The sequence below is a fragment of the Pseudomonas sp. KB-10 genome, assembly GCF_018221585.1.
Classification (GTDB): Bacteria; Pseudomonadota; Gammaproteobacteria; order Pseudomonadales; family Pseudomonadaceae; genus Aquipseudomonas; species Aquipseudomonas yangonensis.
The window spans coordinates 1-24,515 of the sequence record NZ_QYYB01000003.1 but is presented as its reverse complement, the minus strand read 5'-3'; the positions used below and the strand labels follow the sequence as shown (position 1 = coordinate 24,515).

Below are 24,515 nucleotides of genomic sequence, written 5' to 3'. Positions count from 1 at the left end.
CCACGCCGTTTTTCTATACATTCCTTGCAATTTAGCGACAACTCCGCGTTTCGCCTCCAGCTGCCGGCTTTTCAAGGCGCAAATCCGCGCTCTACACTGTTCCGGTACAGTTGCCGGGGGCATTACCGGGGTAACAGACCCGGTTCTGCAGCTTCGGCCGCAAGAACTACAACAACGAAAAACACAAGAGTGGAGCACTCATGAACAAGGCTAAGCAGATTTCCAAGCTGTTCGCGGCAATGGCACTGGCGGGGGCGGCCAGCTATTCGATGGCGGCCGACAACATCAAGATCGGCCTGGCCGGTCCGGTAACCGGTGCGGTTGCTCAGTACGGTGAGATGCAATTCATCGGCGCCAAGATGGCCATCGAGCAGATCAACAAGGCCGGCGGCGTGAATGGCGCCCAGCTCGAAGGCGTGGTCTACGACGACGCGTGCGATCCGAAGCAGGCCGTTGCCGTTGCCAACAAGATCGTCAACGACGGCGTCAAGTTCGTGGTTGGCCACCTGTGCTCCAGCTCCACTCAACCGGCTTCCGACATCTACGAAGACGAAGGCATCCTGATGATCACCGCGGCTTCCACCAGCCCGGACATCACCTCCCGCGGTTACGAGCTGGTCTTCCGCACCATCGGCCTGGACAGTCTGCAAGGCCCGACCGCCGGCAACTTCATTGCCGACCACATCAAGCCGAAAACCGTTGCCGTGATCCATGACAAACAGCAGTACGGCGAAGGCATCGCCACTGCGGTCAAGCAGACACTGGAAGGCAAAGGCGTGAAAGTCGCCATGTTCGAAGGCATCAACGCCGGCGACAAGGACTTCTCCGCGCTGATCGCCAAACTCAACCAGGCCGGTGTCGATTTCGTCTACTACGGCGGCTACCACCCGGAGCTGGGCCTGCTGCTGCGCCAAACCAAGGAGCGCGGCCTGAACGTCAAGTTCATGGGTCCGGAAGGCGTGGGTAACAAGGAAATCTCCGCCATCGCCGGCCCGGCTTCCGAAGGCCTGCTGGTGACCCTGCCGAAATCCTTCGACCAGGATCCGAAGAACCAGGCGCTGGTCGAGGCGTTCAAGGCCAAGAACGAAGACCCGAGCGGTCCGTTCGTATTCCCGGCCTACGCTGCCGTTCAGGTCATCGCCGAAGGCATCGAGAAAGCCGGCGACACCGACACCGCCAAGGTCGCAGAAGCTCTGCGCGCCAACAGCTTCGACACCCCCACCGGCACCCTGGCCTTCGACGAGAAGGGCGATCTGAAGGACTTCAGCTTCGTGGTGTACGAGTGGCATCAGGACGGCACCAAGTCCGAAGCCAAGTAACCCCGCCGAAGAAGCTGATTCATGAGCTAGCGAGCGAGTGCCCGCCATTAACCCGGCGGGCCGACGCGCAGCAGCTCATGATCAGGTTCTTAACCCAGAGCCCACTGCTGCAGTGGGCTTTGTTCATTAGAAGAATTCCGGCCTCGCGCTGCGCCACAAGCGCCGCTTTACGCAAGCGCCCAGGAGTTAGGCAATGCCTGATCTTTATCACTATCTACAGCAGCTGCTCAATGGCCTGACCATTGGCAGTACCTATGCCCTGATCGCCATCGGCTACACCATGGTCTACGGCATCATCGGCATGATCAACTTCGCCCACGGCGAGGTTTACATGATTGGCTCGTACGTAGCCTTCACGGTAATCGCCGGCCTTGCCATGTTCGGCATCGACGCCGTCCCCGTGATCATGGTCGCCGCCTTTGCCGCCACCATGATCGTTACCAGCGCCTACGGTTACAGCATCGAACGGGTGGCCTACCGCCCCCTGCGCGGCGGCAACCGTCTGATCCCGCTGATCTCCGCGATCGGTATGTCGATCTTCCTGCAGAACGCGGTCCTGCTCTCGCAGGACTCCAAGGACAAGGCCATTCCGAGCCTGCTGCCGGGCAACTTCATCCTCGGTGAAAGTGCTGCCAACGGCGTGGTGGTGTCCTACATGCAGGTGCTGATCTTCATCGTTACCTTCGTCACCATGGTCGGCCTGACCCTGTTCATCTCCCGTTCGCGTCTGGGCCGCGCCTGCCGTGCCTGCGCGGAAGACCTGAAGATGGCCAACCTGCTTGGTATCAACACCAACAACATCATCGCCCTGACCTTCGTCATCGGCGCGGCGCTGGCCGCCGTCGCCTCGGTGCTGCTGGGCATGAACTACGGCGTGATCAACCCGCACCTGGGCTTCCTCGCCGGTATCAAGGCCTTCACCGCTGCAGTACTCGGTGGTATCGGCAGCATCCCCGGTGCGGTACTCGGTGGCCTGCTGCTGGGCGTAGCCGAAGCCTTCGGCGCCGATATCTTCGGCGATCAATACAAGGACGTGGTGGCGTTCAGCCTGCTGGTGCTGGTGCTGCTGTTCCGTCCAACCGGCATCCTTGGCCGCCCGGAGGTGGAAAAGGTATGAGCCGCAACCTCAAATCCGCGATTTTCAGCGCCCTGCTGGTGCTGATCATCTCCTACCCGGTACTGGGCCTGAAACTCACCACCGTCGGCATCGGCCTGCGCGTGGAAGGGGCCACCACCTTCGAACTCTGGTGCATCGGCGGCGCCGCCACGCTGATCTTCCTCTGGCAACTGCTGCGTGACCGCATCACCCCGGCCTGGGCCAGTCGGCCGAAACTACCCAGCGGCTCCGGCCAGATTGGCAACTTCCTCACCCTGCCCTCCACCCAGCGCTGGATCATTCTGGCCATGGTCATGGTGGCGCTGGTGTGGCCATTCTTCGCCAGCCGCGGCGCGGTGGACATCGCTACGCTGATCCTGATCTACGTGATGCTCGGCCTGGGCCTGAACATCGTGGTCGGCCTGGCCGGTCTGCTCGATCTGGGTTACGTCGGCTTCTACGCGGTCGGTGCCTACAGCTACGCGATCCTGGCGCACTACTTCGGCCTGGGCTTCTGGATCTGCCTGCCGCTAGCCGGCATGATGGCGGCGCTGTTCGGCTTCCTGCTGGGCTTCCCGGTACTACGCCTGCGTGGTGACTACCTGGCCATCGTCACACTCGGCTTTGGCGAGATCATCCGCATCCTGCTGCGCAACCTGACCGACCTGACCGGCGGCCCCAACGGCCTGAGCATCGCCAACGAGAACAAGCCGACCCTGTTCGGCCTGTCCTTCGAACGTCGCGTACCGGCGGACATGCCGACCTTCCACGGCTACTTCGAGATGGCCTACAACTCGCAGTACAAGGTGATTTTCCTCTATCTGATCGCCCTGCTGCTGGTGCTGCTGACACTGTTTCTGGTCAACCGCCTGTTGCGCATGCCAATCGGCCGTGCCTGGGAAGCCTTGCGTGAAGACGAGATCGCCTGCCGCGCGCTGGGTCTGAACCCAACCGTGATCAAGCTCTCGGCCTTCACCATCGGCGCCAGCCTGGCCGGTTTCGCCGGCAGCTTCTTCGCCGCCCGTCAGGGCCTGGTGACGCCGGAGTCGTTCACCTTCATCGAGTCGGCGATGATCCTCGCCATCGTCGTGCTGGGTGGCATGGGCTCGCAACTGGGCGTGATCCTGGCGGCGGTCATCATGGTGATGCTGCAGGAGATGCGTGAACTGAGCGAGTACCGCATGCTGTTCTTCGGTCTGGTCATGATCTTCATGATGATCTGGCGCCCGCAAGGGTTGCTGCCGATGCAACGTCCCCACCTGGAGCTGAAGCGATGAGCCGCACGATTCTCAAAGTAAGCGGCCTGTCCATGCGTTTCGGCGGCCTGCTGGCCGTCAACGGGGTGGGCCTGAACGTCAAGGAAAAGCAGGTGGTCTCGATGATCGGCCCGAACGGTGCCGGCAAGACCACCGTATTCAACTGCCTGACCGGTTTCTACCAGCCGAGCTCCGGCAACATCCGCCTCAACGGCGAAGCGATCGAAGGCCTGCCGGGCCACAAGATCGCCCGCAAGGGCGTGGTGCGGACCTTCCAGAACGTGCGTCTGTTCAAGGACATGACCGCGGTGGAAAACCTGCTGGTGGCCCAGCATCGCCATCTGAACACCGGCTACCTGGCCGGCCTGTTCAAGACTCCGGCATTTCGGCGCAGCGAACGCGAGGCCATGGAATACGCCGCCTACTGGCTGGAGCAGGTCGACCTGGTGGACTTCGCCAACCGCAGTGCCGGCACCCTGGCCTACGGTCAGCAACGCCGTCTGGAAATCGCCCGCTGCATGATGACGCGTCCAAGCATCCTCATGCTCGACGAGCCGGCCGCCGGCCTCAACCCGCGCGAGACCGAAGACCTCAAGGCACTGATCGGCATGCTGCGCGACCAGCACAATGTCACCGTGCTGCTGATCGAGCACGACATGAAGCTGGTGATGAGCATTTCCGACCACATCTACGTGATCAACCAGGGCACTCCCCTGGCCGACGGCACGCCGGACGAGATCCGCAACAACCCGGACGTGATCAAAGCCTATCTGGGGGAGGCGTAATCCATGCTGAGTTTCAACAACGTCTCAACCTTCTACGGCAAGATCCAGGCCCTGCACGACGTCAGCATCGAAGTGCAGAAAGGCGAGATCGTCACCCTGATCGGCGCCAACGGTGCCGGCAAGTCGACCCTGCTGATGACCCTGTGCGGCAACCCGCGCGCCACCAGTGGCAGCATCCGTTACCTGGGTGAAGAGCTGGTGGGCATGGACACCCCGGAGATCATGCGCAAGAGCATCGCCATCGTGCCGGAAGGCCGTCGCGTGTTCGCCCGCCTGACCGTCGAGGAAAACCTGGCCATGGGCGGCTTCTTCGGTGACAAGGCGGACAATCAGGAGCAGCTGGACAAGGTCCTGCACCTGTTCCCGCGCCTGAAGGAACGTTTCGCCCAGCGTGCCGGCACCATGAGCGGTGGTGAGCAGCAGATGCTCGCCATCGGCCGCGCCTTGATGAGCAAGCCCAACCTGTTGCTGCTCGACGAGCCGTCGCTGGGTCTGGCGCCGATCATCATCCAGCAGATCTTTGACATCATCGAGCAACTGCGCAAGGACGGCGTGACCGTGTTCCTGGTCGAGCAGAACGCCAACCAGGCGCTGAAGCTGGCTGATCGCGGTTACGTGCTGGAGAACGGCCACATCGTCATGCGCGGTACTGGCGAAGAGCTGCTCAGCGACCCCAAGGTACGCGACGCCTACCTCGGCGGCTAAGCCAACCCTGCGATGTCAGAACCGCCCTTCGGGGCGGTTTCTTTTTGTCCGCGATTCGATCAACCGTCTCGCTGAAGTCTTAAGCGGATATTTCCGCCCTCTTGCGCCAGGTTCGACGAGTATTAGTCTCAAGGGCTCTGCCTTTGCGAGACGCGTTCATGCGCAAATCCCTGCTCCTGCTACTGGTCATCGCTGTGCTGCTCAGCGCCTGCAGCCGTGTCGGCCTGGCCTATCGCAACCTCGACAGGCTGATTCCCTGGAAACTGGGCGACTACGTGACGCTGACCAGCGAGCAGAGCGCCTGGCTCAAACCTCAGTTGCAGGAACACCTGACCTGGCACTGCAGCGTCGAGCTGCCACGTTACCTCGACTGGCTGCAGCGCAGTCAGCAGGCGCTGAGCAGCCGCGACAGCGAACTGATGGCCGATCAGCTGAGCGAATTCGAACAGGCCATGCAGCGCATCGCCGTGGAAATCACCCCCAGCACCATCGAGCTGCTGCGCGGCCTCAGCCCGCGCCAGGTCGAGCAGCTATTGGCATCACTGGACGAGCAGAATGCCAAGCTGCGCGAAGAGTTTCTCGCCCCCCCGCTGCCGGAGCAGATCAGCCGGCGCGCCGAGCGCATGGAGGAACGCCTGCAACCCTGGTTCGGCAATCTCAATACCGAGCAGCGCGAACGGGTGCAGCGTTGGGCAGAAGGTCTGGGTGAACAGAATCAGGTGTGGATGGATAACCGCCTGGCCTGGCAGCAGGCACTGCGCGAGGCACTGGAAGTTCGCCGCGGCGACGACTTTGCCGACCGCATGACCGCCCTGCTGCAGCAGCGCGAACGCTTTTACACCAGCGCTTATCAGGCCAGCTACGAGAAGAACCGTCAGGCCATGGCAGCGATGGTCGTCGATCTGGTCGCCCTGGCCGACTCGCGTCAGATGGCGCGCGCCGACAATCGCCTGCAAAGCCTGCATAGCGACCTGGCTGCACAACAGTGTCAAGCGGGCGAGTCGGTCGTCAGTCGTGAAACCTCAGCAGCCGATGGACGTACGCAGCACTCCCGCTTATAGCGCCGGCAGGCTCCAGTCGATGGGTGTCATGCCGTTCTGGCTGAGGAACTGGTTGCAGCGGCTGAAATGACCGTTGCCGATGAAACCGCGATGGGCGGACAGCGGCGACGGATGCGCCGAGCGCAGCACCAGGTGCTTGGTCGGATCGATCAGGCGCTGCTTGCTCTGCGCATGGCTGCCCCAGAGCAGGAACACCAGCTTGGGCTGATGCTCACTGACCACTTCGATCACCCGGTCGGTAAAGAATTGCCAGCCCTTGGCCGCGTGCGAGCCGGCGTTGCCGCGCTCCACGGTCAGGGAGGTGTTGAGCAGCAGCACGCCCTGGTCGGCCCAGCTCTGCAGGTATCCGTGCGCCGGGATGTCGATGTTGAGATCGCGCTTGAGTTCCTTGTAGATGTTCACCAGCGACGGCGGCGTCTGCACGCCCGGCTGCACCGAGAAGCACAGGCCATGAGCCTGACCCGGACCGTGGTAGGGATCCTGGCCGATGATCACCACCTTGACCTGCTCCAGCGGCGTGGAATTGAGCGCGTTGAAGATTAGTGGGCCAGGCGGGTAGATTTCCTTACCCGCTGCCTTCTCCGCCCTCAGAAACTCGCGCAGCTCCTTCATGTAGGGCTTGTCGAACTCCTCGCGCAGCGCCTCCTTCCAGCTGGCTTCGAGTTTGATGCGATCTTCGGTCATGCGCTTTTCCTGCCGGTGCAAATGAGTGCAGGCACGCTAGAGAAGCGAGCAGGGCAAGTCAAGGCAGAGCACTCCGGCAGGCCGGAGGATGATTTGCTAGCCTTTGGAGAACCGTTTCAATCGATGATACCAAGCTGATGCCTACCTCTACCGATACCCTGCGCATGGCGCTGCTCAACCGCTTCCTCAAGGGTGAAGCCAGAATTCCGCAGATGCCTGAAGCCGCCGTGCGCATCAAGAAGCTGCTGGACGATCCACGTACCTCGCTGGAACAACTGACCCGCGTGATTGCCGGCGATCCGCCACTGGCCGCCTACCTGATGCAATTCTCCAACACCCCCCTGCTACGCGGCGACCGCGCCTGTAGCTCGTTGCGCGAACTGCTGAGCCGTCTCGGCACCCGCCAGTTGGCCGACCTTGTGCTGGGGTTCAGCCTGCAAAATCTTTTCACCAGTACCGAACCGGCACTGCAGCAGGCCTTTCGCACCCGTTGGCGCAACGCGCGGGAGCGCGCCGCCTACTGCGCGGTACTGGCGCAGCGCACGAAACTGTCGCTGGACGATGCCATGCTCGGCGGCTTGCTGCAGGACATCGGCAGTCTGCCCTTGCTCTCGGAACTGGAGCACTGGCCGGATGTGCCTCGCGATGGTGAGACGCTGCGTGAGCTGTGCGAGCAACTGTCGGGTGATCTCGGTGCCCTGATTCTCACACGCTGGCAGTTGCCTTCAGCGGTCATCGAATCCACTCGTCTGTACGGCCAATGGCAGCGCCAGCATGACGGCAGTGCCGACCTGGCCGATCTGGTCCTGCTCGCCAGCGCCCTGCAGAGCAACGCCATCCTGCCCGAGCCGCTTCCGGCTCAGGCGAAGCTGGGCCTGGAACCACCGCTGGCCGAGCTGCGCCAGGAGCTGGCCGGCGAGCTACAACTGTGGAAACGCCTGCTCGCCTGAGGGCCTTGCTATACGGCCTCATCAGGCATCTGGATGCAGCTTGCCCACCTCCGTGAGCCGTTCGAGACTCTCCTGCACGCACCGTGCAGGAGGTCATATGAGCGACTTGAACGGCATCAGTCGCGAACGCCTGGAACAGGCGCTCGCCTACTCCACCTTTGCCCAGCTGCTCGGCGCCGAATTGCTCGACTTCGCACCGGGACGAGTCAGCCTGCAGGTGCGCAGCCGTCCCGACCTGTGCCAGCACCACGGCTACATGCATGGCGCCGTGCTCGGTTTCATGGTCGACAGTGGCTGCGCCTGGGCTGCAGCATCGATGGTCGGCGACGTGGTCACCAGCGAATACAAGCTCAACCTGCTCGCACCGGCCCTTGGCGAACGCCTCTTGTGCCGCGCCGAAGTCCTCAAGGCCGGTCAGCGCCAGGCGGTCTGCCGAGCCGACGTGTTCGCGGTGAAAGACGGCCAGGAAAAGCTGGTAGCCACCGGGCTGGCGACCATCGCGCGGGTCTAGCAGCGACTACCCCTGATGCAGCGCCCGGTAATGACTGGGCGCCATGCCCACCACCTTGCGAAACAGCCGCGAGAAGTAATACGGGTCTTCATACCCCAATTGCTCGGCAACCTGGCGCACCTCGATATCGCCACGGTCGAGCAGGCGGCAGGCCAGCGCCATTTTCAGCTGGATGAAGTCCTGAATCGGCGCATGGCCGGTCAGCGCGCGGTAGGTCTTGGCGAAGTGAAAGCGAGACAGCTTGAACTGCACCGCCAGTTCATCGAGGTTGAGGCTGCCATGCAGATGCTCGCGCATCACCGCCTGCACCGCCTCGATATCCAGCACCCGTCCGGACTTGAGATTGACCCGCGCCGGCAGCACTGCCAGTGAGCTGAGCATCGCCTGCAGACGGTGCGCGGCATGGATGAAGGGCAAGGCGTTGAGGCCCTGCCGCTGCAGGCCCAGCAACGCCTCGAAGTCACCAATCAGCCGCGGCTGTAAACCGATACGCCGCAGCGGCTGCGCCCCCAGCAGACGCAGAAAGTCCTCGCTGACGCTGCCATCGAAGTGCACCCAATAGATTGTCCAGGGGCTTTGCCCATCGGCGCCATAGCCATGCGGCATCGCCTTTGGCAGCAGCAGCAAATCGCCAGCAGCGACTTCAAATCGTCCATCCACCGTCTCCAGCCAGCCCCTGCCGGAGCGGCAATAGATCAGCAGATGATCATCCGGCTGCAGGCGCCGCATCTGGTGACCGGCCGCGTCAGGATAGAACCCCATCGCCAGGGGATAGCAACCCGAGCTCAGCGCATGACGTGCCAGCAGTCGCCGCAGACGTGGCGGCGTGATGAAGCGTTGCCCGCCGAGCGGCAGCGGCCAATTGGAGGTTTCCACTCGCAGGCCCATGCCTGACGCTCCCGATAAAGACAGATCGAATGCCAAGATCGTCCATCTCAAGACCAAGATCGTCAATCCACAAGGGCACATGAAGTGGCTATAAAGACTCCATACAAGAACAACAGGAGGCGCCCATGCCCCGCACGCTCCCGCAACTGATCGACGGCCAGTGGCTGCCAAGCCAGGCAACGGACCTGATCGAAGTGACTGACCCGGCCACTCAGGAAGTGATCGCCCTCGCCCCCAGAGCGACAACCGAGGAGATAGAAGCCGCGGTAGCCGGTGCGCAACAGGCCTTCCTCACCTGGCGCGAGGTGCCGGTATCGGAACGCGCGCGCCTGATGCTGCGCTACCAGCATCTGCTCAAGGAACATCACGATGAGCTGGCGGAGATTCTTGCGGCGGAAACCGGCAAGACCTTCGCCGATGCCAAGGGCGACGTATGGCGTGGTATCGAGGTGGCCGAGCACGCGGCCAATATCGCCAGCCTGATGATGGGCGAGACGGTGGAGAACGTCGCCCGCGAGATCGACACTGCCAGTTGGATCCAGCCGCTGGGCGTGTGCGTCGGCATCACCCCCTTCAACTTCCCGGCGATGATCCCGCTGTGGATGTTTCCGCTGGCCATCGCCTGCGGCAATACCTTCATCCTCAAGCCGTCGGAACAGGATCCGATGACGCCCAATCGGCTGGCCGAACTCTTCCTCGAGGCCGGTGCGCCGGCCGGGGTGCTGCAGGTACTGCATGGTGGTCGCGAGCAGGTCGATGCGCTGCTGGTGCACCCGGCGGTACGCGCGGTGTCCTTCGTCGGCTCGGTGACGGTGGGCCAGCACGTCTATCGCACCGGCACCCAGCATTTGAAAAGGGTGCAGGCCTTCGCCGGAGCCAAGAACCATATGGTGATCATGCCGGACGCGCCCAAGGATCAGGTCATCAGCAACCTGCTCGGTGCCAGCTGCGGCGCCGCCGGGCAACGCTGCATGGCGATCAGCGTGGCGGTGTTCGTCGGCGAGTCGAAACAGTGGATCGACGAGCTGGCGACGCAGATGGCCGCACTGCGGCCCGGCCACTGGCAGGACGGCGGCGCCGCCTACGGCCCGCTGATCAGCCCGCAGGCACGCCAGCGCGTGCTGCGCCTGATCGACGAAGGCAAGGCTGAAGGCGCCGAGTGCCTGCTCGACGGTTCGCAGTGCACGGTCGAGGGTTATCCGAACGGCAACTGGATCGGCCCGACTCTGTTCCGCGGCGTGACACCGAAGATGGGCCTGTACCGCGAGGAAATCTTCGGCCCGGTGCTGGTGTGCATGGAGGTGGACAGCCTGGAAGAGGCCATCGAGCTGGTCAACGCCAGCCCCTACGGCAACGGCACCAGCCTGTTCACCCGTTCCGGCGGCGCCGCACGGCATTTCCAGCATGCGGTAGAGGTCGGTCAGGTGGGCATCAACGTACCGATCCCGGTGCCGCTGCCGTTCTTCTCATTCACCGGTTGGAAAGGTTCGTTCTACGGCGACCTGCACGCCTACGGCAAACAGGCGGTGCGTTTCTATACCGAGACCAAGACGGTGACCTGTCGCTGGTTCGACGACACCCCGCTCGGCGACGGACCGAACATGACCATTCAACTGAAATGAGAACGGCGTTCTTATTAGACGAAAAGACGATCACTAGAACTGGACAAGCGGCGTAAAAGGACTCTTTGCAGAACAAAAACAAGGAGAACTGCAATGCGCCAACTGTCTGCCATCCTGGCCCTGTGGGCCGGAATCACTGCCTGTGCGCAGGCTGCCGAGCCCATTACCCTCGGCCTCAACTACCCGCGCACCGGACCATACAAGGAGGAGGGATTGGCGCAAATGCGTGGAGCCCTGCTGGCCATCGACGAGATCAACGCTCAGGGCGGTGTACTGGGTCGGCCCCTGCGCCTGTCCAGCAAGGACACGGCCTCGCGTCCGGCCAAGGCGGAAAAGAACGTCGACAAGCTGGCTGCCGAGGGCGCAGCGATGCTCTTCGGCGGTTCTTCCAGCGCGGTCGCCATTGCCGCCGGCAAGCGCGCCAAGGAGCACGGCCTGCTGTATTTCGGCACCCTCACCTACTCCAACGACACCACCGGCAAGGACGGCCACCGCTACATGTTCCGCGAGTGCAACAACGCCTGGATGAGCGCCAAGGTACTCGGCCAGTACCTGAGCAAGACCTTGCCGAACAAGCGTTATTTCTATGTCACCGCCGACTACACCTGGGGCCACACCACCGAAGCTTCACTGCGCCAGGCCACGGCAAGCGTCGATGCTGGCCAGCATGCAAGTCTACGCATCCCCTTCCCCGGCGCTCGCCTGGCCGACTACACCGATGCCTTGACCCAGGCCGCATCGAGTGATGCCGACGTTCTCGCCCTGGTGCTGTTCGGCGAGGATCTGGTGCGCGCCATGCGCATCGCCCATGACCTGGGCCTGACTTCGCGTATGCAGGTCATTGCGCCGAACCTGACGCAAAGCATGGTCGAACAGGCAGGTCCCGGGCTGATGCAGGGTGTGATCGGCACCGAACCCTGGACCTGGCGGGTGCCGGCACTGGAAAAGTCCGCCCGTGGCGAAGCCTTCGTCGAAGCCTTCAAGACCCGCTACGAGATGTACCCGTCCAGCTCAGCCGCTTCGGCTTACAGCATCGTCCAGCAGTGGGCCGATGCCGCCAAGCGCGCCAACAGCCTGGACAGCGAAGCGCTGATCAAGGCGCTGGAAGGTCACCGCTACACCCTGCTCAAGGACGAACAGCAATGGCGCGCCTTCGACCACCAGAACCTGCAGACCGTATATGCGGTGAAGGTGAAGGCGCGCGACGAAGTGCTCAAGGACCCGCTGAAGCAGGACTACTTCGAAATTGTCGACCGCCTCGACGCCAGCAGTGCATTGCCCAGCCTCGCCGAGTGGCAGGCCGAGCGGCGGGCTGGCGGCCAACCCCTGACCTTGCAATGAGATGCCATGGACTTCGAACTCAGTGATGAACAACGCCTGCTCACCGACAGTGCCCGCGCCTTCGCCGCGCGGGAGCTGTCGCCCCATGCCGCGGATTGGGACCGTGAGCATCACTTCCCTATCGAGGTGATTCGCCGCGCCGCGGAACAGGGCTACCTGGCCCTGTATCTGCGCGAGGAGGATGGCGGTCTGGGCCTCTCGCGGCTGTCCAGCTCACTGATCTTCGAACAACTGGCGGCGGGCTGCGTAGCCACCACCGCCTACCTGACCATTCACAACATGGCCACCTGGATGCTCGCCAGCTTCGCCGGCCAGGCGCTCAAGGACGCCTGGCTGCCCGGACTGATCAATGGCCAGGCGCTGGCCTCCTACTGCCTGACCGAGCCGGATGCCGGCTCCGATGCCGCCAACCTGCGCACCCGCGCGCGACGCGATAGCGATGACTACGTGATCGATGGCAGCAAGTGCTTCATCTCCGGCGCAGGCTCGACCGATGTGCTGATCGTCATGGCGCGTACCGGCGAGGACGGCGCCAAGGGCATTTCCTGCTTCCTGGTGCCCGCCGACGCCCCCGGCGTGCGCTATGGGCGCAACGAGGACAAGATGGGCTGGAAGGCGCAGCCGACCCGTACCATCACCTTCGACGGCGTGCGCATTCCCGCCAGCCACCGCATCGGCCCGGAAGGCGAAGGCTTCGTCTATGCCATGAAAGGCCTCGACGGTGGCCGCCTGAATATCGCCAGCTGCTCGCTGGGTGCAGCCCAGGCGGCGCTGGAGCAAAGCCTGCGCTACGCCGAAGAGCGCAAGCAGTTCGGCAAGGCGCTGAGCGAATTCCAGGCGCTGCAGTTCAAGCTGGCCGACATGCTCACCGGCCTGACGGCCAGCCGGCAGATGGTGCGCCTGGCCGCATACAAGCTCGACCAGGGCCATGGCGAAGCGAGCCTCTATTGCGCCATGGCCAAGCGCTTCGCCACCGACCATTGCTTCGAGGTCTGCAACGAAGCGCTGCAACTCCATGGTGGTTACGGCTATCTGAATGACTATCCACTGGAACGCTGGGTACGCGACGCACGCGTGCACCAGATACTGGAAGGCACCAACGAGATCATGCGGGTAATCATCGCCCGCCGCCTGCTCCTGCAGGGCGGCATGCTCGATCGCCTGCTGTAGTAACCACGATATGTAGAAGCGAGCGATGTTCGCGAGCAGAGCTCGCTCCTACAGCCATGATCCGTATCGAGGACGACCATGAGTACAGCCATCGAAACCTACAAATCCGGCATCTTCGACCTGACCCACAAGCTCACCGTGGAAAAGCACGGCCACACCGCGCTGATCACCATCAACCATCCGCCGGCCAATACCTGGGACCGCGACTCGCTGATCGGCCTCAAGCAGGTGGTCGAGCACCTCAACCGTGACGACGAGGTGTACGCCCTGGTGGTGACCGGCCAGGGGCCCAAGTTCTTTTCCGCCGGCGCCGACCTGAACATGTTCGCCGACGGCGACAAGGCGCGCGCCCGTGAGATGGCGCGGCGCTTCGGCGAAGCCTTCGAGACCCTGCGCGATTTTCGCGGCGTATCCATCGCCGCGATCAACGGCTACGCCATGGGTGGCGGCCTGGAATGCGCCCTGGCCTGCGATATCCGTATCGCCGAACGCCAGGCGCAGATGGCCCTGCCGGAAGCGGCCGTGGGCCTGCTGCCCTGCGCCGGCGGCACCCAGGCCCTGCCCTGGCTGGTCGGCGAAGGCTGGGCCAAGCGCATGATCCTCTGCGGCGAACGCATCGACGCCGACACCGCGCTGCGTATAGGTCTGGTCGAACAGGTAGTGGACACCGGCGAGGCCCGTGGCACCGCCCTGCTCCTGGCCGCCAAGGTGGCACGGCAGAGCCCGGTGGCGGTACGCACCATCAAGCCGCTGATCCAGGGCGCGCGCGAGCGTGGCCCGAACACCTGGCTGCCGGAAGAACGCGAACGCTTCGTCGACCTGTTCGATGCCGACGATACCCGTGAGGGCGTCAACGCCTTCCTGGAGAAACGCGACCCGCAGTGGCGCAACAAATGAGAAGAGCGGCTATAGGCTGCAAGCTGCAGGCCTTAGGCAAGAGCGGCGCATCGCCTGTAGCCTGTAGCCTGTAGCCTGTAGCCCCAAAGGTTATCCTATGAATCTGCAATTTGAAGAACGCCCCAGCCTGCATGGCTACCGCATCGGCATCGCCAGCCTGGACGCCGAGAAGAGCCTCAACGCCCTCACCCTGCCGATGATCGAGGCGCTCGATGCGCGCCTGAAAGCCTGGGCCGAAGACCCGACCATCGCCTGCGTGATGTTGCGTGGCAACGGCCCCAAGGCCTTCTGCGCCGGCGGCGACGTGGTGCAACTGGTCAAGCAGTGTCGCGAACAGCCAGGCGAAATACCTGCCCTGGCCCGACGTTTCTTCGCCGACGAATATCGCCTCGATCATCGCATTCACAGCTACCCCAAGCCCTTCATCTGCTGGGCCCATGGCCACGTGCTGGGCGGCGGCATGGGCCTGATGCAGGGCGCCGGCATCCGCATCGTCACGCCGAGCAGCCGCCTGGGCATGCCGGAAATCAATATCGGCCTGTATCCGGATGTCGGCGGCAGCTGGTTCCTTGCCCGCCTGCCGGGCCGCCTGGGCCTGTTTCTCGGCCTGACCGCCGCCAGCATCAATGCCCGCGATGCGCTGGACCTGAATCTGGCCGACCGCTTCCTGCGTGACGATCAGCAGGACGCCCTGCTCGAAGGCCTCGTGCAGCTGAACTGGCGCGAGCAGCCGGCGGCGCAGTTGCACAGCCTGCTGCGCGCAATGGAGAACGAGGCACGCGGCGAACTGCCGGCGGCCCAATGGCTGCCGCGCCGCGAGCGCATCGACGAACTGCTCGATGTCGCCGATCTACCGGCAGCGGTACAGGCCATCAGCGCCCTGCAGCAGGATGATGATGCCCTGCTCGCCCGCGCCGCCAAGACCCTGGCCCACGGCTGTCCGCTGACTGCGCACCTGGTCTGGGAGCAGATCCGTCGTGCCCGCCACCTGTCGCTGGCCGAGGTGTTCCGCATGGAATACGCCATGAGCCTGAACTGCTGTCGCCACCCGGAATTTCCCGAAGGCGTGCGCGCACGCCTGATCGACAAGGATCAGACGCCGCATTGGCATTGGCCGGATGTGACCGCGATTCCACGAGCCGTGATCGACGCGCACTTCGCCCCGGCCTGGGACGGCGAGCATCCGTTGGCGGATTTGTGATGCTTTCGGCGCTGTAGCAGGGCTTTTGTGGGAGGGGCTTTAGCCGCGACCTGAAGACCTACAGGCACGTCGCTGACCCAAGGAGTAACGGCATGACCGATACGCAACTGCAAAAAGCCCAGGCCTTCCAGGCATTGCATCAACGCGACGAACTGCTGGTACTGCCCAACCCTTGGGACGCCGGCTCGGCGAAGATACTCGCGGCGCTGGGCTTCGAAGCCCTGGCCACCACCAGCGCCGGCCTGGCCTTTGCGCTTGGCCGACCCGATGGCGAAGGTCAGGTCAGCCGCGAGGAAACCCTGGCCAATGCCCGCGCCATCGTGGCAGCCACGCCCTTGCCGGTGGCGGCCGATCTGGAAAACGGCTTCGCGGATGACCCGCAAGGCTGTGCGGACACCCTGCTGCAGGCCGCTGCCTGCGGGCTGGTGGGTGGATCCATCGAAGATGCCAGCGGGTGTGTGGATGCGCCCATCTACCCGCTGGAACAGGCCGTGGAACGCATCCGCGCCTCGGTGGCGGCGGCACGCAGCCTGCCCTTCCCCTTCACCCTCTGCGCCCGCGCGGAAAATTTCCTGCACGGGCGTGAAGACCTGGCCGACACCCTGCGCCGCCTTCAAGCCTATGCCGAGGCCGGCGCCGATGTGCTCTATGCCCCTGGCCTGACCACCCGCGCGCAGATCGACGCCGTGGTGCGTGCCGTTACACCACGGCCGGTCAACGTGCTGCTGGGGCTGTCCAGCAGCAACCTGACTCTGGACGATCTGAGAGAGCTCGGCGTGCGCCGGGTGAGCGTTGGCTCCAGCCTGGCCCGTGCGGCCTTTGGCGGTTTCCTCAAGGCCGCTCGCGAGTTGCATCAGGGCCGCGCCGACTTTGCCAGGGACGCAGCGCCCTTCGTCGAACTCAACGACCTGTTCAAACGCTGACGACAAGAACAAGGAGAACCGACATGACCCAGATCGCCTTTATCGGCCTCGGCCATATGGGCCTGCCCATGGCCCGCAACCTGCTCAAGGCGGGTTATCCGCTGAAAGTCTTCGACCTGGTGCGCGGCGCCGTCGATACCCTGGCTGGCGAGGGAGCCGTGGCCGCCGAAAGCGCCGCCGATGCCACCGATCAGGCACAGGTGGTAATCAGCATGCTGCCGGCCAGTCGCCATGTGGAAGGCCTGTACCTGGGCGATGAAGGCCTGCTCGCACGACTGCCCGCCGGCACGTTGGTGATCGAGTGTTCGACCATCGCGCCGGAATCCGCGCGCAAGGTGCACTCGGCTGCCCGTGAGCGCGGCATCGCCTTGCTCGATGCGCCGGTGTCCGGCGGTACCGGCGGCGCAGCCGCCGGCACCCTGACCTTCATGGTCGGCGGTGAAGCCGAAGCGCTGGAACGAGCCCGACCGATGCTCGCCGCAATGGGCAAGAACATCTTCCATGCAGGCCCCGATGGTGCGGGCCAGGTAGCCAAGGTATGCAACAACCAGGTGCTTGCCGTGCAGATGATCGCCACTGCCGAGGCCATGGCGATGGGCGTGGCCAATGGCTTGGAGCCGACCGTGCTGGCCGAGATCATGCGGCAGAGTTCAGGTGGCAACTGGACGCTGGAGAAATACAACCCCTGGCCCGGGGTGATGGAGAACGCCCCGGCGTCCAAGGGCTACAGCGGCGGCTTCATGGCCGAGCTGATGGCCAAGGACCTCGGCCTGGCCCAGGAAACCGCCAGCCACAACGGCAACAGCGCCCCGATGGGCGCACTGGCGCTGCAGCTCTACCGCCTGCTGCTCAAACAGGGCCAGGGCAAGCAGGATTTTTCGGTGGTGCAGCAGCTGTTCGTGGAATAGGGTCCTGCTACGCCTGCTTGCTGGCAATTCCTTACTACGCATCGCTGACGAGTCAGCGGCAATGTTACGCTCGAGGCAATCCTTGAAAAGGGATGAACAGATTGAGCGGCGCCGGCCAAAGCGCGCCCTTGGCAAAAGACAACAGGTTCATCGTCAGCCTCCGATTGGATGAGCCTGAAGTGTGCCGGCCCGTCGGTAGGATGGCCGCCCTTCTTTCGACTGGCGCAGGCTTCTAGCGAAGAGTCAGCCCGAAGGTCTCGTTACTGTCGAAGCAGCTGAGCACTGGCGAATCGACCTGCACATCGCCGAGCAGCGCGCTCCTGGGCCAGTCCGCCGTCACCGCTCAGCAAGCTATAGAGGAACTGCTCAGGCGCCAAGCGTCACCCTAGCAAGTCCCCTTGTGCAAACGTGCCATGCCACGGCGAACCTCCAGCGTCCACCTTCAACCTGGCGCCACCGGGGCAGGCCCTAGCCGTAGCGATTCGTCGAGTAGATGAGCGGACGCCGCGTGCAGGCACGCGGCGAATTGGGCGGCTTACCAGCGGCGTTCGCCGCTACGGCCTTGGTCGTTATGGCTGCGCCCGTTGGAGAAGCGCTGCTGCGTGCTGCGGCCGGCATCCCAGCCACGCTGTCTCTGTCCGCCTCGGTGCTCCCGGAGACCATGATTGCGGCGATAGTCGTGCCGCGGCTGGTCGTAGCGGTTGTAGCCATCTCGGCGAGGCTGGTCGTGACCATAGTGATGACGCGGCGGTGGCGCTGGCACATAGCGCGGAGGCGCCGGGTAGTAGTGCTTACGGCGATCCTCGTAGTAATAGCGCTGCGTCACGTAGACAGGCGGCGCGTAGTGATCACGTCGGTAGCCGTCGTGGTAACGGTAGGCGTGGCCGTTGTGATAGCCACGGTCGTAGTCATAGACCGCACATCCACTGAGCGAGAGGAACAGCAGGGCGGCGAAGAAAAGTCTGTCGAACATGCAAGCCTCCGCTGAGGAAGCAGGAGGAGCGCTCAGCTCCTCGGACGATAAGCCGGGCAGCGAGCCCGGAGCCGGATCAGCAACGGCCTTTCTTCGCCTGGCCAGGCGGGCAATGGGGTGGGCCACCGGTATCACCGATATCGATCCCGATACCCGGCAGCCTGAGACTGCACCCAGACAGACCAGATACCAGGCTCGTCGCCAGCAACAGCGCAAATAAGGCTTTCATCAGCAGCTGCCCTTCATGCGATGTCCCGGCGGGCAAAAGGAACCACCGCTGGAATAGCCATGCCCATCCAGATCGACACGAATCACGTCGGGGTCACCGACGCGCGCATGCACACCGGGCGCACTGAAGCTGCAGCCCCCCAGGAAAAAGGCCAATGTCATCACGGTCAAACCACGCATGCTGGAATACTCCTCGAATTTCCAATATCCGCTGGACGGTGACGGCACGAGGCGCAGCACCTTCAGCTGTTGGTAAGACACGCTGCACATACGCCCGTTCCGCGCTACTGAGTGAGCCGCACAACGAGTCGACGAACAGCACTGACACACCATTCGCTTGCAGCCGCAGCTGCCTGCCGGATCGCGGATAGATTCGCTGCGACCAATAAACGCTGAGCGTTCCAGGACACCAGCAGGGGGAACCATCAAGCAGCCTCGGGACTCCGTCTGGCTCCCGTAACCATGATCACAACTAGCGCTATCCCCGTTCAGCAAGCTAGCATCAAGCCATCAGCCCGCCGCCGGATTCACCCATGTCCCCGCGCCCCAAACGGCACACGCAAACCTCGCTGGTGTTACTGCTCCTGTTCCTGCTCGGCAGCGGCTTTCTCACCACCTCGCTGCTGAGCTACTACGCCTCGCGCGACAGCATTCGCCAGAACATCGTCGACACCGAACTACCGCTGACCTCGGACACCATCTATTCCGAGATTCAGAAAGACCTGATCCGCCCGACGCAGATCGCCTCGATGATGTCGCGCGACACCTTCCTGCGCGACTGGGCGCTGGCCGGTGAGCAGAACCCGGAGCCCGTCACCCGCTACCTGCGCGAGATACAGGATCACTACGGCACCTTCACCGCCTTCTTCATCTCCGAACAAACCCGTACCTACTATCAGGCCAAGGGCGTGCTCAAACAGATCAATGAAGGCGAGCCACGCGACGCCTGGTACTTCCGCGTGCGCAACATGAAAGAACCCTACGAGATCAGCGTCGATCCGGACATGGCCAATGAGGACCGACTGACCTTCTTCATCAACTTCAAGGTGTTCGACTACCAGGAACGCTTTATCGGCGTGGCTGGCGTCGGCCTGACCGTGGATGCCGTGGTCAAGCTGGTGGACGACTACCAGCGGCGCTACGACCGCAACATTTTCTTCACCGATCGCAACGGCCATCTGGTACTGACCGGAGCCGGAGGTGGTCCCATGGGCGCCCACCGCGGCCAGCCGCTGAGCGAAGTGCCTGGTCTGGAAAACCTCCTGGCGGTGCTGCCGCAGCCCAAGAGCGGCGACTATCGCTACGACGAGCACCAGCGCGGACACTTCCTCAACGTGCGCTACATTCCCGAGCTCGAGTGGTTCCTGTTCGTCGACAAGCACGAAGAAGGCGCGCTGGCCGCCGTTCGCCACAGTCTCTATATCAACCTGCTGATCTGTCTGCTGGTCACCAGCATCGTGCTGGCCCTGGTGAGCCTGGTGATCCGTCGCTACCAGCAGCGGATCGCCGCCCTGGCCACCACCGACAGCCTCACCAATCTGCCCAATCGCCGCGGCTTCGAACTCCATGTGGAGCAGGCCCTGCAGGAGGCGCAGCGCGACAGCAGCCCGTTGTCTGCGGTGATGCTGGATCTGGACAACTTCAAGCTGATCAACGACCAGCACGGCCACCTGGCCGGCGACGAGGTACTGCGCCGCTTCGCCGAACGACTGCGCGCGGCGCTGCGCCAGTCCGACATTCTCTGCCGCTGGGGCGGTGAGGAATTCATCCTGCTGCTGAAGAACACCGACCGCCACGCTGCCCACGAACTGGCGGAAAAGGTGCGTCAGCACTGTGCCGATCAGCGCTACCCGGTAAGCGGTGAAGCGCTGCAGGTCACCGTCAGCCTCGGCCTCAGCCAGTGGCGGCCGGGCGAAGCGCTACACGACCTGCTAGGCCGCACCGACCGCGCCCTTTACCGGGCCAAACAGACCGGGCGCGACCGCGTCTGTGAAGAGCATTGATGGACGCCGAGCATTGTCCGCTATGCGGCCAGACCAACCAGTGCAGCATCGCGGCTGGCCGCATCGATGTCCCCTGCTGGTGCTTCGCAGCGCAGATCGACCCCGCCGCGTTGCAGCGTCTGACGCCCGAGCAACGCGACCAGGCCTGCCTCTGCCCCGCCTGCGCCGGTGCCGTTGAAGCCGCCAAACGCAAAGAGCGAGGCTGAGCCATGCGCCTGGATCGCTTCCTCAGCAACTTTCCGCGTTTCAGCCGCCAGGACAGCCGCCTGCTGATCAGCGCCGGTCGCCTGCGTGTGGACGGAGAGGTCATTAACGATCCGCGCCATGAGATCCGCGACTTCCACCGCGTGGAGCTGGACGACGAACTGCTGCAGGCCGGGCGCAGCGCGCGTTACTGGATGCTGCACAAGCCGGTCGGCGTGGTCAGCGCCACCGAACACCACGAGCACCGCACCGTCCTCGACCTGCTCGACGAGCCGGACAAGCACGACCTGCACCTGGCCGGACGCCTGGATCTCAATACCAGCGGCCTGCTGCTGATCACCAACGACGGGCGCTGGTCGCGGCGCATCACCCAGCCGCAGCAGCGCAAGCCCAAGGTCTATCACGTCACCACCGAACAGCCGATCACCGGCGAGTATGCCGAAGTGTTCGAGCGCGGCCTGTACTTTGCCTTCGAAGATCTCACCACCCTGCCCGCACAGCTCGACGTACTGAGCAGTCACCAAGCCCGCCTGACCCTGTTCGAGGGCCGCTATCATCAGGTCAAGCGCATGTTCGGCCACTTCCGCAATCGCGTGGTCGCCCTGCATCGCGAAAGCATGGGCGAGATCAAGCTCGATCCACAGCTCGCCCCAGGCCAGTACCGCGCGCTGACCGCTGCCGAAATCGCCAGCGTCTGATCGCGCAGGCGCTGCACCTTGCAACCCGACCAACGGTATCCACAAACCGCGATAAAAATGTGACTCACCCTTGCACGGCTGCAAGGCAACTGCTTGAATCGAACCATAAGTCCTGAGATGACCAATCGGTCACCGCAAGACATCTAAGCGTTCTTTCAGTTGCTGGCGCTCTGCGCCGACTGGATTCCTGCCTGGTAACACCGCCCTCTCCAACGCCATAACAGGCTTGGAGCGCTCGCCTGTTTCGATCCTAACTGCTTGAAATTCCAATACTTATAAAAATCTCCAGCCTGACATCAAGCTGTCACGCTCAGGCGCTTTTCTGACTGCTCAATCAAATGCGAACGGCCGCCCGCTCGCCTTGTTCACTTGCGCCAGGAGGAAACGACATGAGGCCAGAAACCGCAGTCGTCGAGATCAACAGGAAGCACAAGGTACACACGGAGTTCTACGGCAACCCGGCAGCAAGCAAGACCATCATCCTGGTCAATGGCTCCCTGGCGACCACCGCCTCGTTCGCGCAGACGGTCAAGTACCTGCAACCGCAGTTCAACGTGGTGGCCTTCGATCTGCCCTATGCCGGCCAATCGAAGCCGCATAACAGCGACTTCACGCCCATCAGCAAGGAAGACGAAGCCGCTATCCTGCTCAAGCTGATCGACCACTACGGCGCCAACTACCTGATGTCCTTCTCCTGGGGCGGCGTCGCTTCCATGCTCGCCCTGGCGCAGCGCCCGGCCACGCTGGAGAAGGCGGCGATCTGTTCCTTCTCGCCGATCCTCAACGTGCCGATGCTCGACTACCTGCACAAAGGCCTGCGCTTTCTGAACGCCGTGGATCGCGACAACATCGCCCTGCTGGTCAACAGCACCATCGGCAAACACCTGCCGTCGCTGTTCAAGCGTTTCAACCACAAGCACGTCAGCACCCTGGACGAGCACGAATACCGGCAGATGTACGCCCACATCAAACAGGTGCTGAACATGGAAGCGCACTGCCGCATGGAGTGCCTGCAGGCCATCGACATCCCCCTGCTGTTCGTCAACGGCGAGCGCGACGAATACACCTCGGTGGAAGACGCCTGCCTGTTCGCCCAGCACATCGACCACGCCCAATTCGCGGTGATCGACGACGCCGGCCACTTCCTCGACATGGAACACAAGGCCGCGTGGCTGCAGACCCAGCGCGTACTGCTGGACTTCTTCAACGCCCCCAGCAAACGCCTGCAAGTGCCGACGCGCGGCGAGCTGCAGGAACTGCAGGCCATTGCCGTATGAACAGGCGCAGAGGCGAACCGGCTGCACGACAGGTTCCGGTTCGCCCTTCATTTTCGCCGCAGGTTCCGGTATAAAGGCACCCGCTGCGGGTGTCGTATAATGGTAATACCCTAGCTTCCCAAGCTAGAGCCGTGGGTTCGATTCCCATCACCCGCTCCAAAATCGCAGCTTCAAGGCCCTGTTTTTACAGGGCTTTTTCGTTTCCGGGTTTTTGAAGTGTCGATAAAGTGTCGACGATGGGATTCAGCCGTAGCGCGTCCTGCAGGTGATCGGGCGACAAGTGTGCATAGCGCATGGTCATCGTCACCGAAGAGTGTCCCAGGACCTTCTGCAAGGTCAGGATGTTGCCACCGGCCATGACGAAATGACTGGCGAAGGTGTGCCGCAGAACGTGCGTAGCTTGTCCGGCCGGTAGCGTGATCGAGGTCGATTGCAGCACGCGACTGAAATGTCGGATGCAGTTCGGGAACGCCCCGTACTCCTTGAAGTAGTCCAACAGCATCCGCTCCAGGGCGGGAGCAATCGGGATGGTTCGTGTCCGCCTCGACTTGGTATTGGCGAAGGTCACCGCGCCATTCTTCACCCTGGATGGCACCAGCCCCTGAGCCTCTCCCCAACGTGCCCCGGTAGCCAGACAGACGCGAGCGATCAGCGCCATATGCGTGCAGTTCGGGTAGTTGTCGAAGGCCTCCAGCAGCTCGGTTATCTGTTCGTGAGAGAGGTACGACAGCGGACGCTCCTGCAGGCGTAACGGACGAACCTTGGCCAAGGGATTCGGGTAGTCGATATCGCCAAGTCGGTGTAGCTCGTTGAATACCGACTTCACGTAGCCCAGGCGGTTGTTCAGCGTCTTGCCGTGGATACCGTTAGTCAGTTGTTTACCACGCAGTGTACAGAACTGGTCAGCCGTGAACTTGACCGCTATAGGGTCGCCCAAGTCGCGAGCGATATTCGCCAGTACCTGCTTCAAGCGTTTTCCGTCAGCAAGAGTGTGCCCATGCAGATCGTAGTAGCGGCTGAACACCTCGGAGAGCTTGCGACGGTCTTTTGGCTTGGGTGCCCAACTGGGCGTTTCCATTACCTTAGCCCTGCAGGACACCTCAAATCGCTGAGCCTCCCCCTTGGTCTTGAACGTCTTGCGGAAACGCCGGCCTTTGATGGGTTCAACATCGACTTTCCAGCGACCGTCAGCCAGTTGCTCGATAGCCATCAGACAGCACGCCCCCAACGCACATGCCGTTCTTCAAGTATTCCCTTGATGTGCTTATACAACCCGTCTTCATCCATGCCTTTGGCAGCATAGTGGTCGCGGATCACCGGCCAGCATTCCCAATCCTTGAGCCGGTGAAATGCTCGCCTAGCGCCCACTCGCTCCCGTGCCAGCAGGCTGACGAAGTTTCCCAGGAATAACTCGACGTTCTTGCCTGAGAAGCCCCGCGAGGTCTTGTATTGGCGCTTGTACTCGGTTTCATCCACCAGGGAATCCACCGGCAGATCGACGCGCACATCGTCACGGATCAGCGTCCAGATGGGTTCGAAGTAGCCAGGGCGAGCCAGCAGCTTGAATTGGCGCAGGCCATAACGCCACAGGCCGTCTAGGTGCGGAGCGAAGGCAGCGTAGCTGTTGGTTTCGATGGTCTGGCCGCTCTGCAGATCGAACGAGCCGGAGGCGAACTGCTGGATGACTGAGTGGTGGTAACGAAGCTCGACACGCCATACGTCTTGCTCGGGATCGTAGTTGTCCGGGTCGCCTTCATCGAAGCTATCGCGACGTTTCCAGACACCTTCGCAGTAATCGAGCTTGTCGATAGCTCG

The 24,515-nt window shown here is 62.9% G+C and carries 25 protein-coding genes, 1 tRNA gene and 1 pseudogene; 20 read left to right on the top strand and 7 right to left on the bottom strand.

Features of this window, described 5'->3' with window-relative positions; genetic code table 11:
* Nucleotides 1–200: 200 nt before the first annotated feature.
* The 6 genes from DXK50_RS08565 (at nucleotide 201) to DXK50_RS08540 (ending at nucleotide 6,222) form a co-directional block, all read left to right on the top strand.
* The gene (locus tag DXK50_RS08565) at nucleotides 201–1,319 is read left to right on the top strand and encodes a branched-chain amino acid ABC transporter substrate-binding protein (RefSeq protein WP_161864445.1); all 1,119 of its coding nucleotides are present in this window, start codon (nucleotides 201–203) and stop codon (nucleotides 1,317–1,319) included.
* Nucleotides 1,320–1,512: 193 nt separating this feature from the next.
* Nucleotides 1,513–2,436 carry a high-affinity branched-chain amino acid ABC transporter permease LivH gene (livH, locus tag DXK50_RS08560; RefSeq protein ID WP_161864446.1) on the top strand — a complete coding sequence of 308 codons (924 nt, stop codon included), beginning with the start codon at nucleotides 1,513–1,515 and terminating at the stop codon, nucleotides 2,434–2,436.
* On the top strand, nucleotides 2,433–3,692 hold the full coding sequence (locus DXK50_RS08555; RefSeq protein ID WP_212630024.1) for a high-affinity branched-chain amino acid ABC transporter permease LivM: 1,260 nt from the start codon (nucleotides 2,433–2,435) through the stop codon (nucleotides 3,690–3,692). The genes livH and DXK50_RS08555 overlap by 4 nt, the downstream gene beginning before the upstream one ends.
* Nucleotides 3,689–4,456 carry a high-affinity branched-chain amino acid ABC transporter ATP-binding protein LivG gene (gene livG, locus DXK50_RS08550; protein WP_212630023.1) on the top strand — a complete coding sequence of 256 codons (768 nt, stop codon included), beginning with the start codon at nucleotides 3,689–3,691 and terminating at the stop codon, nucleotides 4,454–4,456. The genes DXK50_RS08555 and livG overlap by 4 nt, the downstream gene beginning before the upstream one ends.
* 3 nt (nucleotides 4,457–4,459) lie before the next feature.
* Nucleotides 4,460–5,161, top strand: a complete 702-nt coding sequence (locus DXK50_RS08545; protein WP_161864449.1) for an ABC transporter ATP-binding protein — start codon at nucleotides 4,460–4,462, stop codon at nucleotides 5,159–5,161.
* Nucleotides 5,162–5,319: 158 nt separating this feature from the next.
* On the top strand, nucleotides 5,320–6,222 hold the full coding sequence (locus tag DXK50_RS08540) for a DUF6279 family lipoprotein (RefSeq protein ID WP_212630022.1): 903 nt from the start codon (nucleotides 5,320–5,322) through the stop codon (nucleotides 6,220–6,222).
* Here DXK50_RS08540 and ung read toward each other — a convergent pair.
* Nucleotides 6,217–6,906: a uracil-DNA glycosylase gene (ung, locus tag DXK50_RS08535; protein ID WP_212630021.1), complete on the bottom strand. Its 690-nt coding sequence runs from the start codon at nucleotides 6,904–6,906 to the stop codon at nucleotides 6,217–6,219. The two genes, DXK50_RS08540 and ung, sit on opposite strands and share 6 nt — an antisense overlap.
* 137 nt (nucleotides 6,907–7,043) lie before the next feature.
* On the opposite strand from ung, the gene DXK50_RS08530 reads away from it, so the two are divergent.
* Both DXK50_RS08530 and DXK50_RS08525 read left to right on the top strand, forming a co-directional pair.
* The gene (locus DXK50_RS08530) at nucleotides 7,044–7,856 is read left to right on the top strand and encodes an HDOD domain-containing protein (RefSeq protein WP_161864452.1); all 813 of its coding nucleotides are present in this window, start codon (nucleotides 7,044–7,046) and stop codon (nucleotides 7,854–7,856) included.
* 97 nt (nucleotides 7,857–7,953) lie between these two features.
* Nucleotides 7,954–8,367, top strand: coding sequence for a PaaI family thioesterase (locus DXK50_RS08525; RefSeq protein WP_212630020.1), 414 nt, complete (start codon nucleotides 7,954–7,956; stop codon nucleotides 8,365–8,367).
* Nucleotides 8,368–8,373: 6 nt separating this feature from the next.
* Here DXK50_RS08525 and DXK50_RS08520 read toward each other — a convergent pair whose 3' ends face one another.
* On the bottom strand, nucleotides 8,374–9,255 hold the full coding sequence (locus DXK50_RS08520; protein ID WP_212630019.1) for an AraC family transcriptional regulator: 882 nt from the start codon (nucleotides 9,253–9,255) through the stop codon (nucleotides 8,374–8,376).
* Between the two features lie 125 nt (nucleotides 9,256–9,380).
* Between DXK50_RS08520 and DXK50_RS08515 the strand changes: the two genes are divergently transcribed.
* From DXK50_RS08515 to mmsB, 7 genes are all read left to right on the top strand, one after another.
* Nucleotides 9,381–10,877: a CoA-acylating methylmalonate-semialdehyde dehydrogenase gene (locus DXK50_RS08515; RefSeq protein ID WP_212630018.1), complete on the top strand. Its 1,497-nt coding sequence runs from the start codon at nucleotides 9,381–9,383 to the stop codon at nucleotides 10,875–10,877.
* A 93-nt stretch (nucleotides 10,878–10,970) separates the two neighbouring features.
* Nucleotides 10,971–12,218 carry an ABC transporter substrate-binding protein gene (locus DXK50_RS08510; protein WP_212630017.1) on the top strand — a complete coding sequence of 416 codons (1,248 nt, stop codon included), beginning with the start codon at nucleotides 10,971–10,973 and terminating at the stop codon, nucleotides 12,216–12,218.
* Between the two features lie 6 nt (nucleotides 12,219–12,224).
* Complete coding sequence (locus tag DXK50_RS08505; protein WP_212630016.1) at nucleotides 12,225–13,388, top strand: acyl-CoA dehydrogenase family protein; 1,164 nt, start codon at nucleotides 12,225–12,227, stop codon at nucleotides 13,386–13,388.
* Between the two features lie 78 nt (nucleotides 13,389–13,466).
* Nucleotides 13,467–14,285, top strand: a complete 819-nt coding sequence (locus DXK50_RS08500) for an enoyl-CoA hydratase (protein WP_161864458.1) — start codon at nucleotides 13,467–13,469, stop codon at nucleotides 14,283–14,285.
* Nucleotides 14,286–14,382: 97 nt separating this feature from the next.
* Nucleotides 14,383–15,486 carry an enoyl-CoA hydratase/isomerase family protein gene (locus DXK50_RS08495; RefSeq protein WP_212630015.1) on the top strand — a complete coding sequence of 368 codons (1,104 nt, stop codon included), beginning with the start codon at nucleotides 14,383–14,385 and terminating at the stop codon, nucleotides 15,484–15,486.
* A gap of 92 nt (nucleotides 15,487–15,578) precedes the next feature.
* Nucleotides 15,579–16,409: an isocitrate lyase/PEP mutase family protein gene (locus tag DXK50_RS08490; protein ID WP_212630014.1), complete on the top strand. Its 831-nt coding sequence runs from the start codon at nucleotides 15,579–15,581 to the stop codon at nucleotides 16,407–16,409.
* Nucleotides 16,410–16,432: 23 nt separating this feature from the next.
* Nucleotides 16,433–17,317, top strand: a complete 885-nt coding sequence (mmsB, locus tag DXK50_RS08485) for a 3-hydroxyisobutyrate dehydrogenase (RefSeq protein WP_212630013.1) — start codon at nucleotides 16,433–16,435, stop codon at nucleotides 17,315–17,317.
* Nucleotides 17,318–17,852: 535 nt separating this feature from the next.
* Here the strand turns inward: mmsB and DXK50_RS08480 are convergent.
* From DXK50_RS08480 to DXK50_RS08475, 3 genes are all read right to left on the bottom strand, one after another.
* Nucleotides 17,853–18,290, bottom strand: a complete 438-nt coding sequence (locus tag DXK50_RS08480) for a hypothetical protein (RefSeq protein WP_212630012.1) — start codon at nucleotides 18,288–18,290, stop codon at nucleotides 17,853–17,855.
* A gap of 76 nt (nucleotides 18,291–18,366) precedes the next feature.
* A complete protein-coding gene (locus DXK50_RS24905; protein WP_233787472.1) occupies nucleotides 18,367–18,519 on the bottom strand; it encodes a hypothetical protein in 153 nt (50 codons plus the stop codon).
* Nucleotides 18,519–18,698: a hypothetical protein gene (locus DXK50_RS08475; RefSeq protein WP_212630011.1), complete on the bottom strand. Its 180-nt coding sequence runs from the start codon at nucleotides 18,696–18,698 to the stop codon at nucleotides 18,519–18,521. Before DXK50_RS08475 ends, DXK50_RS24905 begins: the two co-directional genes overlap by 1 nt.
* 353 nt (nucleotides 18,699–19,051) lie before the next feature.
* Here DXK50_RS08475 and DXK50_RS08470 point away from each other — a divergent pair, with 353 nt between their 5' ends.
* The 5 genes from DXK50_RS08470 (at nucleotide 19,052) to DXK50_RS08450 (ending at nucleotide 22,859) form a co-directional block, all read left to right on the top strand.
* Nucleotides 19,052–20,521: a sensor domain-containing diguanylate cyclase gene (locus tag DXK50_RS08470; protein WP_212630010.1), complete on the top strand. Its 1,470-nt coding sequence runs from the start codon at nucleotides 19,052–19,054 to the stop codon at nucleotides 20,519–20,521.
* The gene (locus DXK50_RS08465; protein ID WP_212630009.1) at nucleotides 20,521–20,727 is read left to right on the top strand and encodes a cysteine-rich CWC family protein; all 207 of its coding nucleotides are present in this window, start codon (nucleotides 20,521–20,523) and stop codon (nucleotides 20,725–20,727) included. The genes DXK50_RS08470 and DXK50_RS08465 overlap by 1 nt, the downstream gene beginning before the upstream one ends.
* Before the next feature lie 3 nt (nucleotides 20,728–20,730).
* Nucleotides 20,731–21,423 (top strand): pseudouridine synthase, encoded by a 693-nt coding sequence (locus DXK50_RS08460; protein WP_212630008.1) that lies wholly within the window; start codon nucleotides 20,731–20,733, stop codon nucleotides 21,421–21,423.
* Between the two features lie 389 nt (nucleotides 21,424–21,812).
* Nucleotides 21,813–22,700, top strand: a complete 888-nt coding sequence (locus DXK50_RS08455; RefSeq protein ID WP_212630007.1) for an alpha/beta fold hydrolase — start codon at nucleotides 21,813–21,815, stop codon at nucleotides 22,698–22,700.
* An 85-nt stretch (nucleotides 22,701–22,785) separates the two neighbouring features.
* A tRNA-Gly gene (locus tag DXK50_RS08450) sits at nucleotides 22,786–22,859 on the top strand.
* Nucleotides 22,860–22,884: 25 nt separating this feature from the next.
* On the opposite strand, the gene DXK50_RS08445 is transcribed toward DXK50_RS08450, so the two are convergent.
* Together DXK50_RS08445 and DXK50_RS08440 are read right to left on the bottom strand one after the other, a co-directional pair.
* Nucleotides 22,885–23,910 carry a phage integrase gene (locus DXK50_RS08445; protein WP_212630006.1) on the bottom strand — a complete coding sequence of 342 codons (1,026 nt, stop codon included), beginning with the start codon at nucleotides 23,908–23,910 and terminating at the stop codon, nucleotides 22,885–22,887.
* Nucleotides 23,910–24,515, bottom strand: a pseudogene (locus DXK50_RS08440) (hypothetical protein); the annotation flags it as partial. The gene DXK50_RS08445 and the pseudogene DXK50_RS08440, both read right to left, overlap by 1 nt.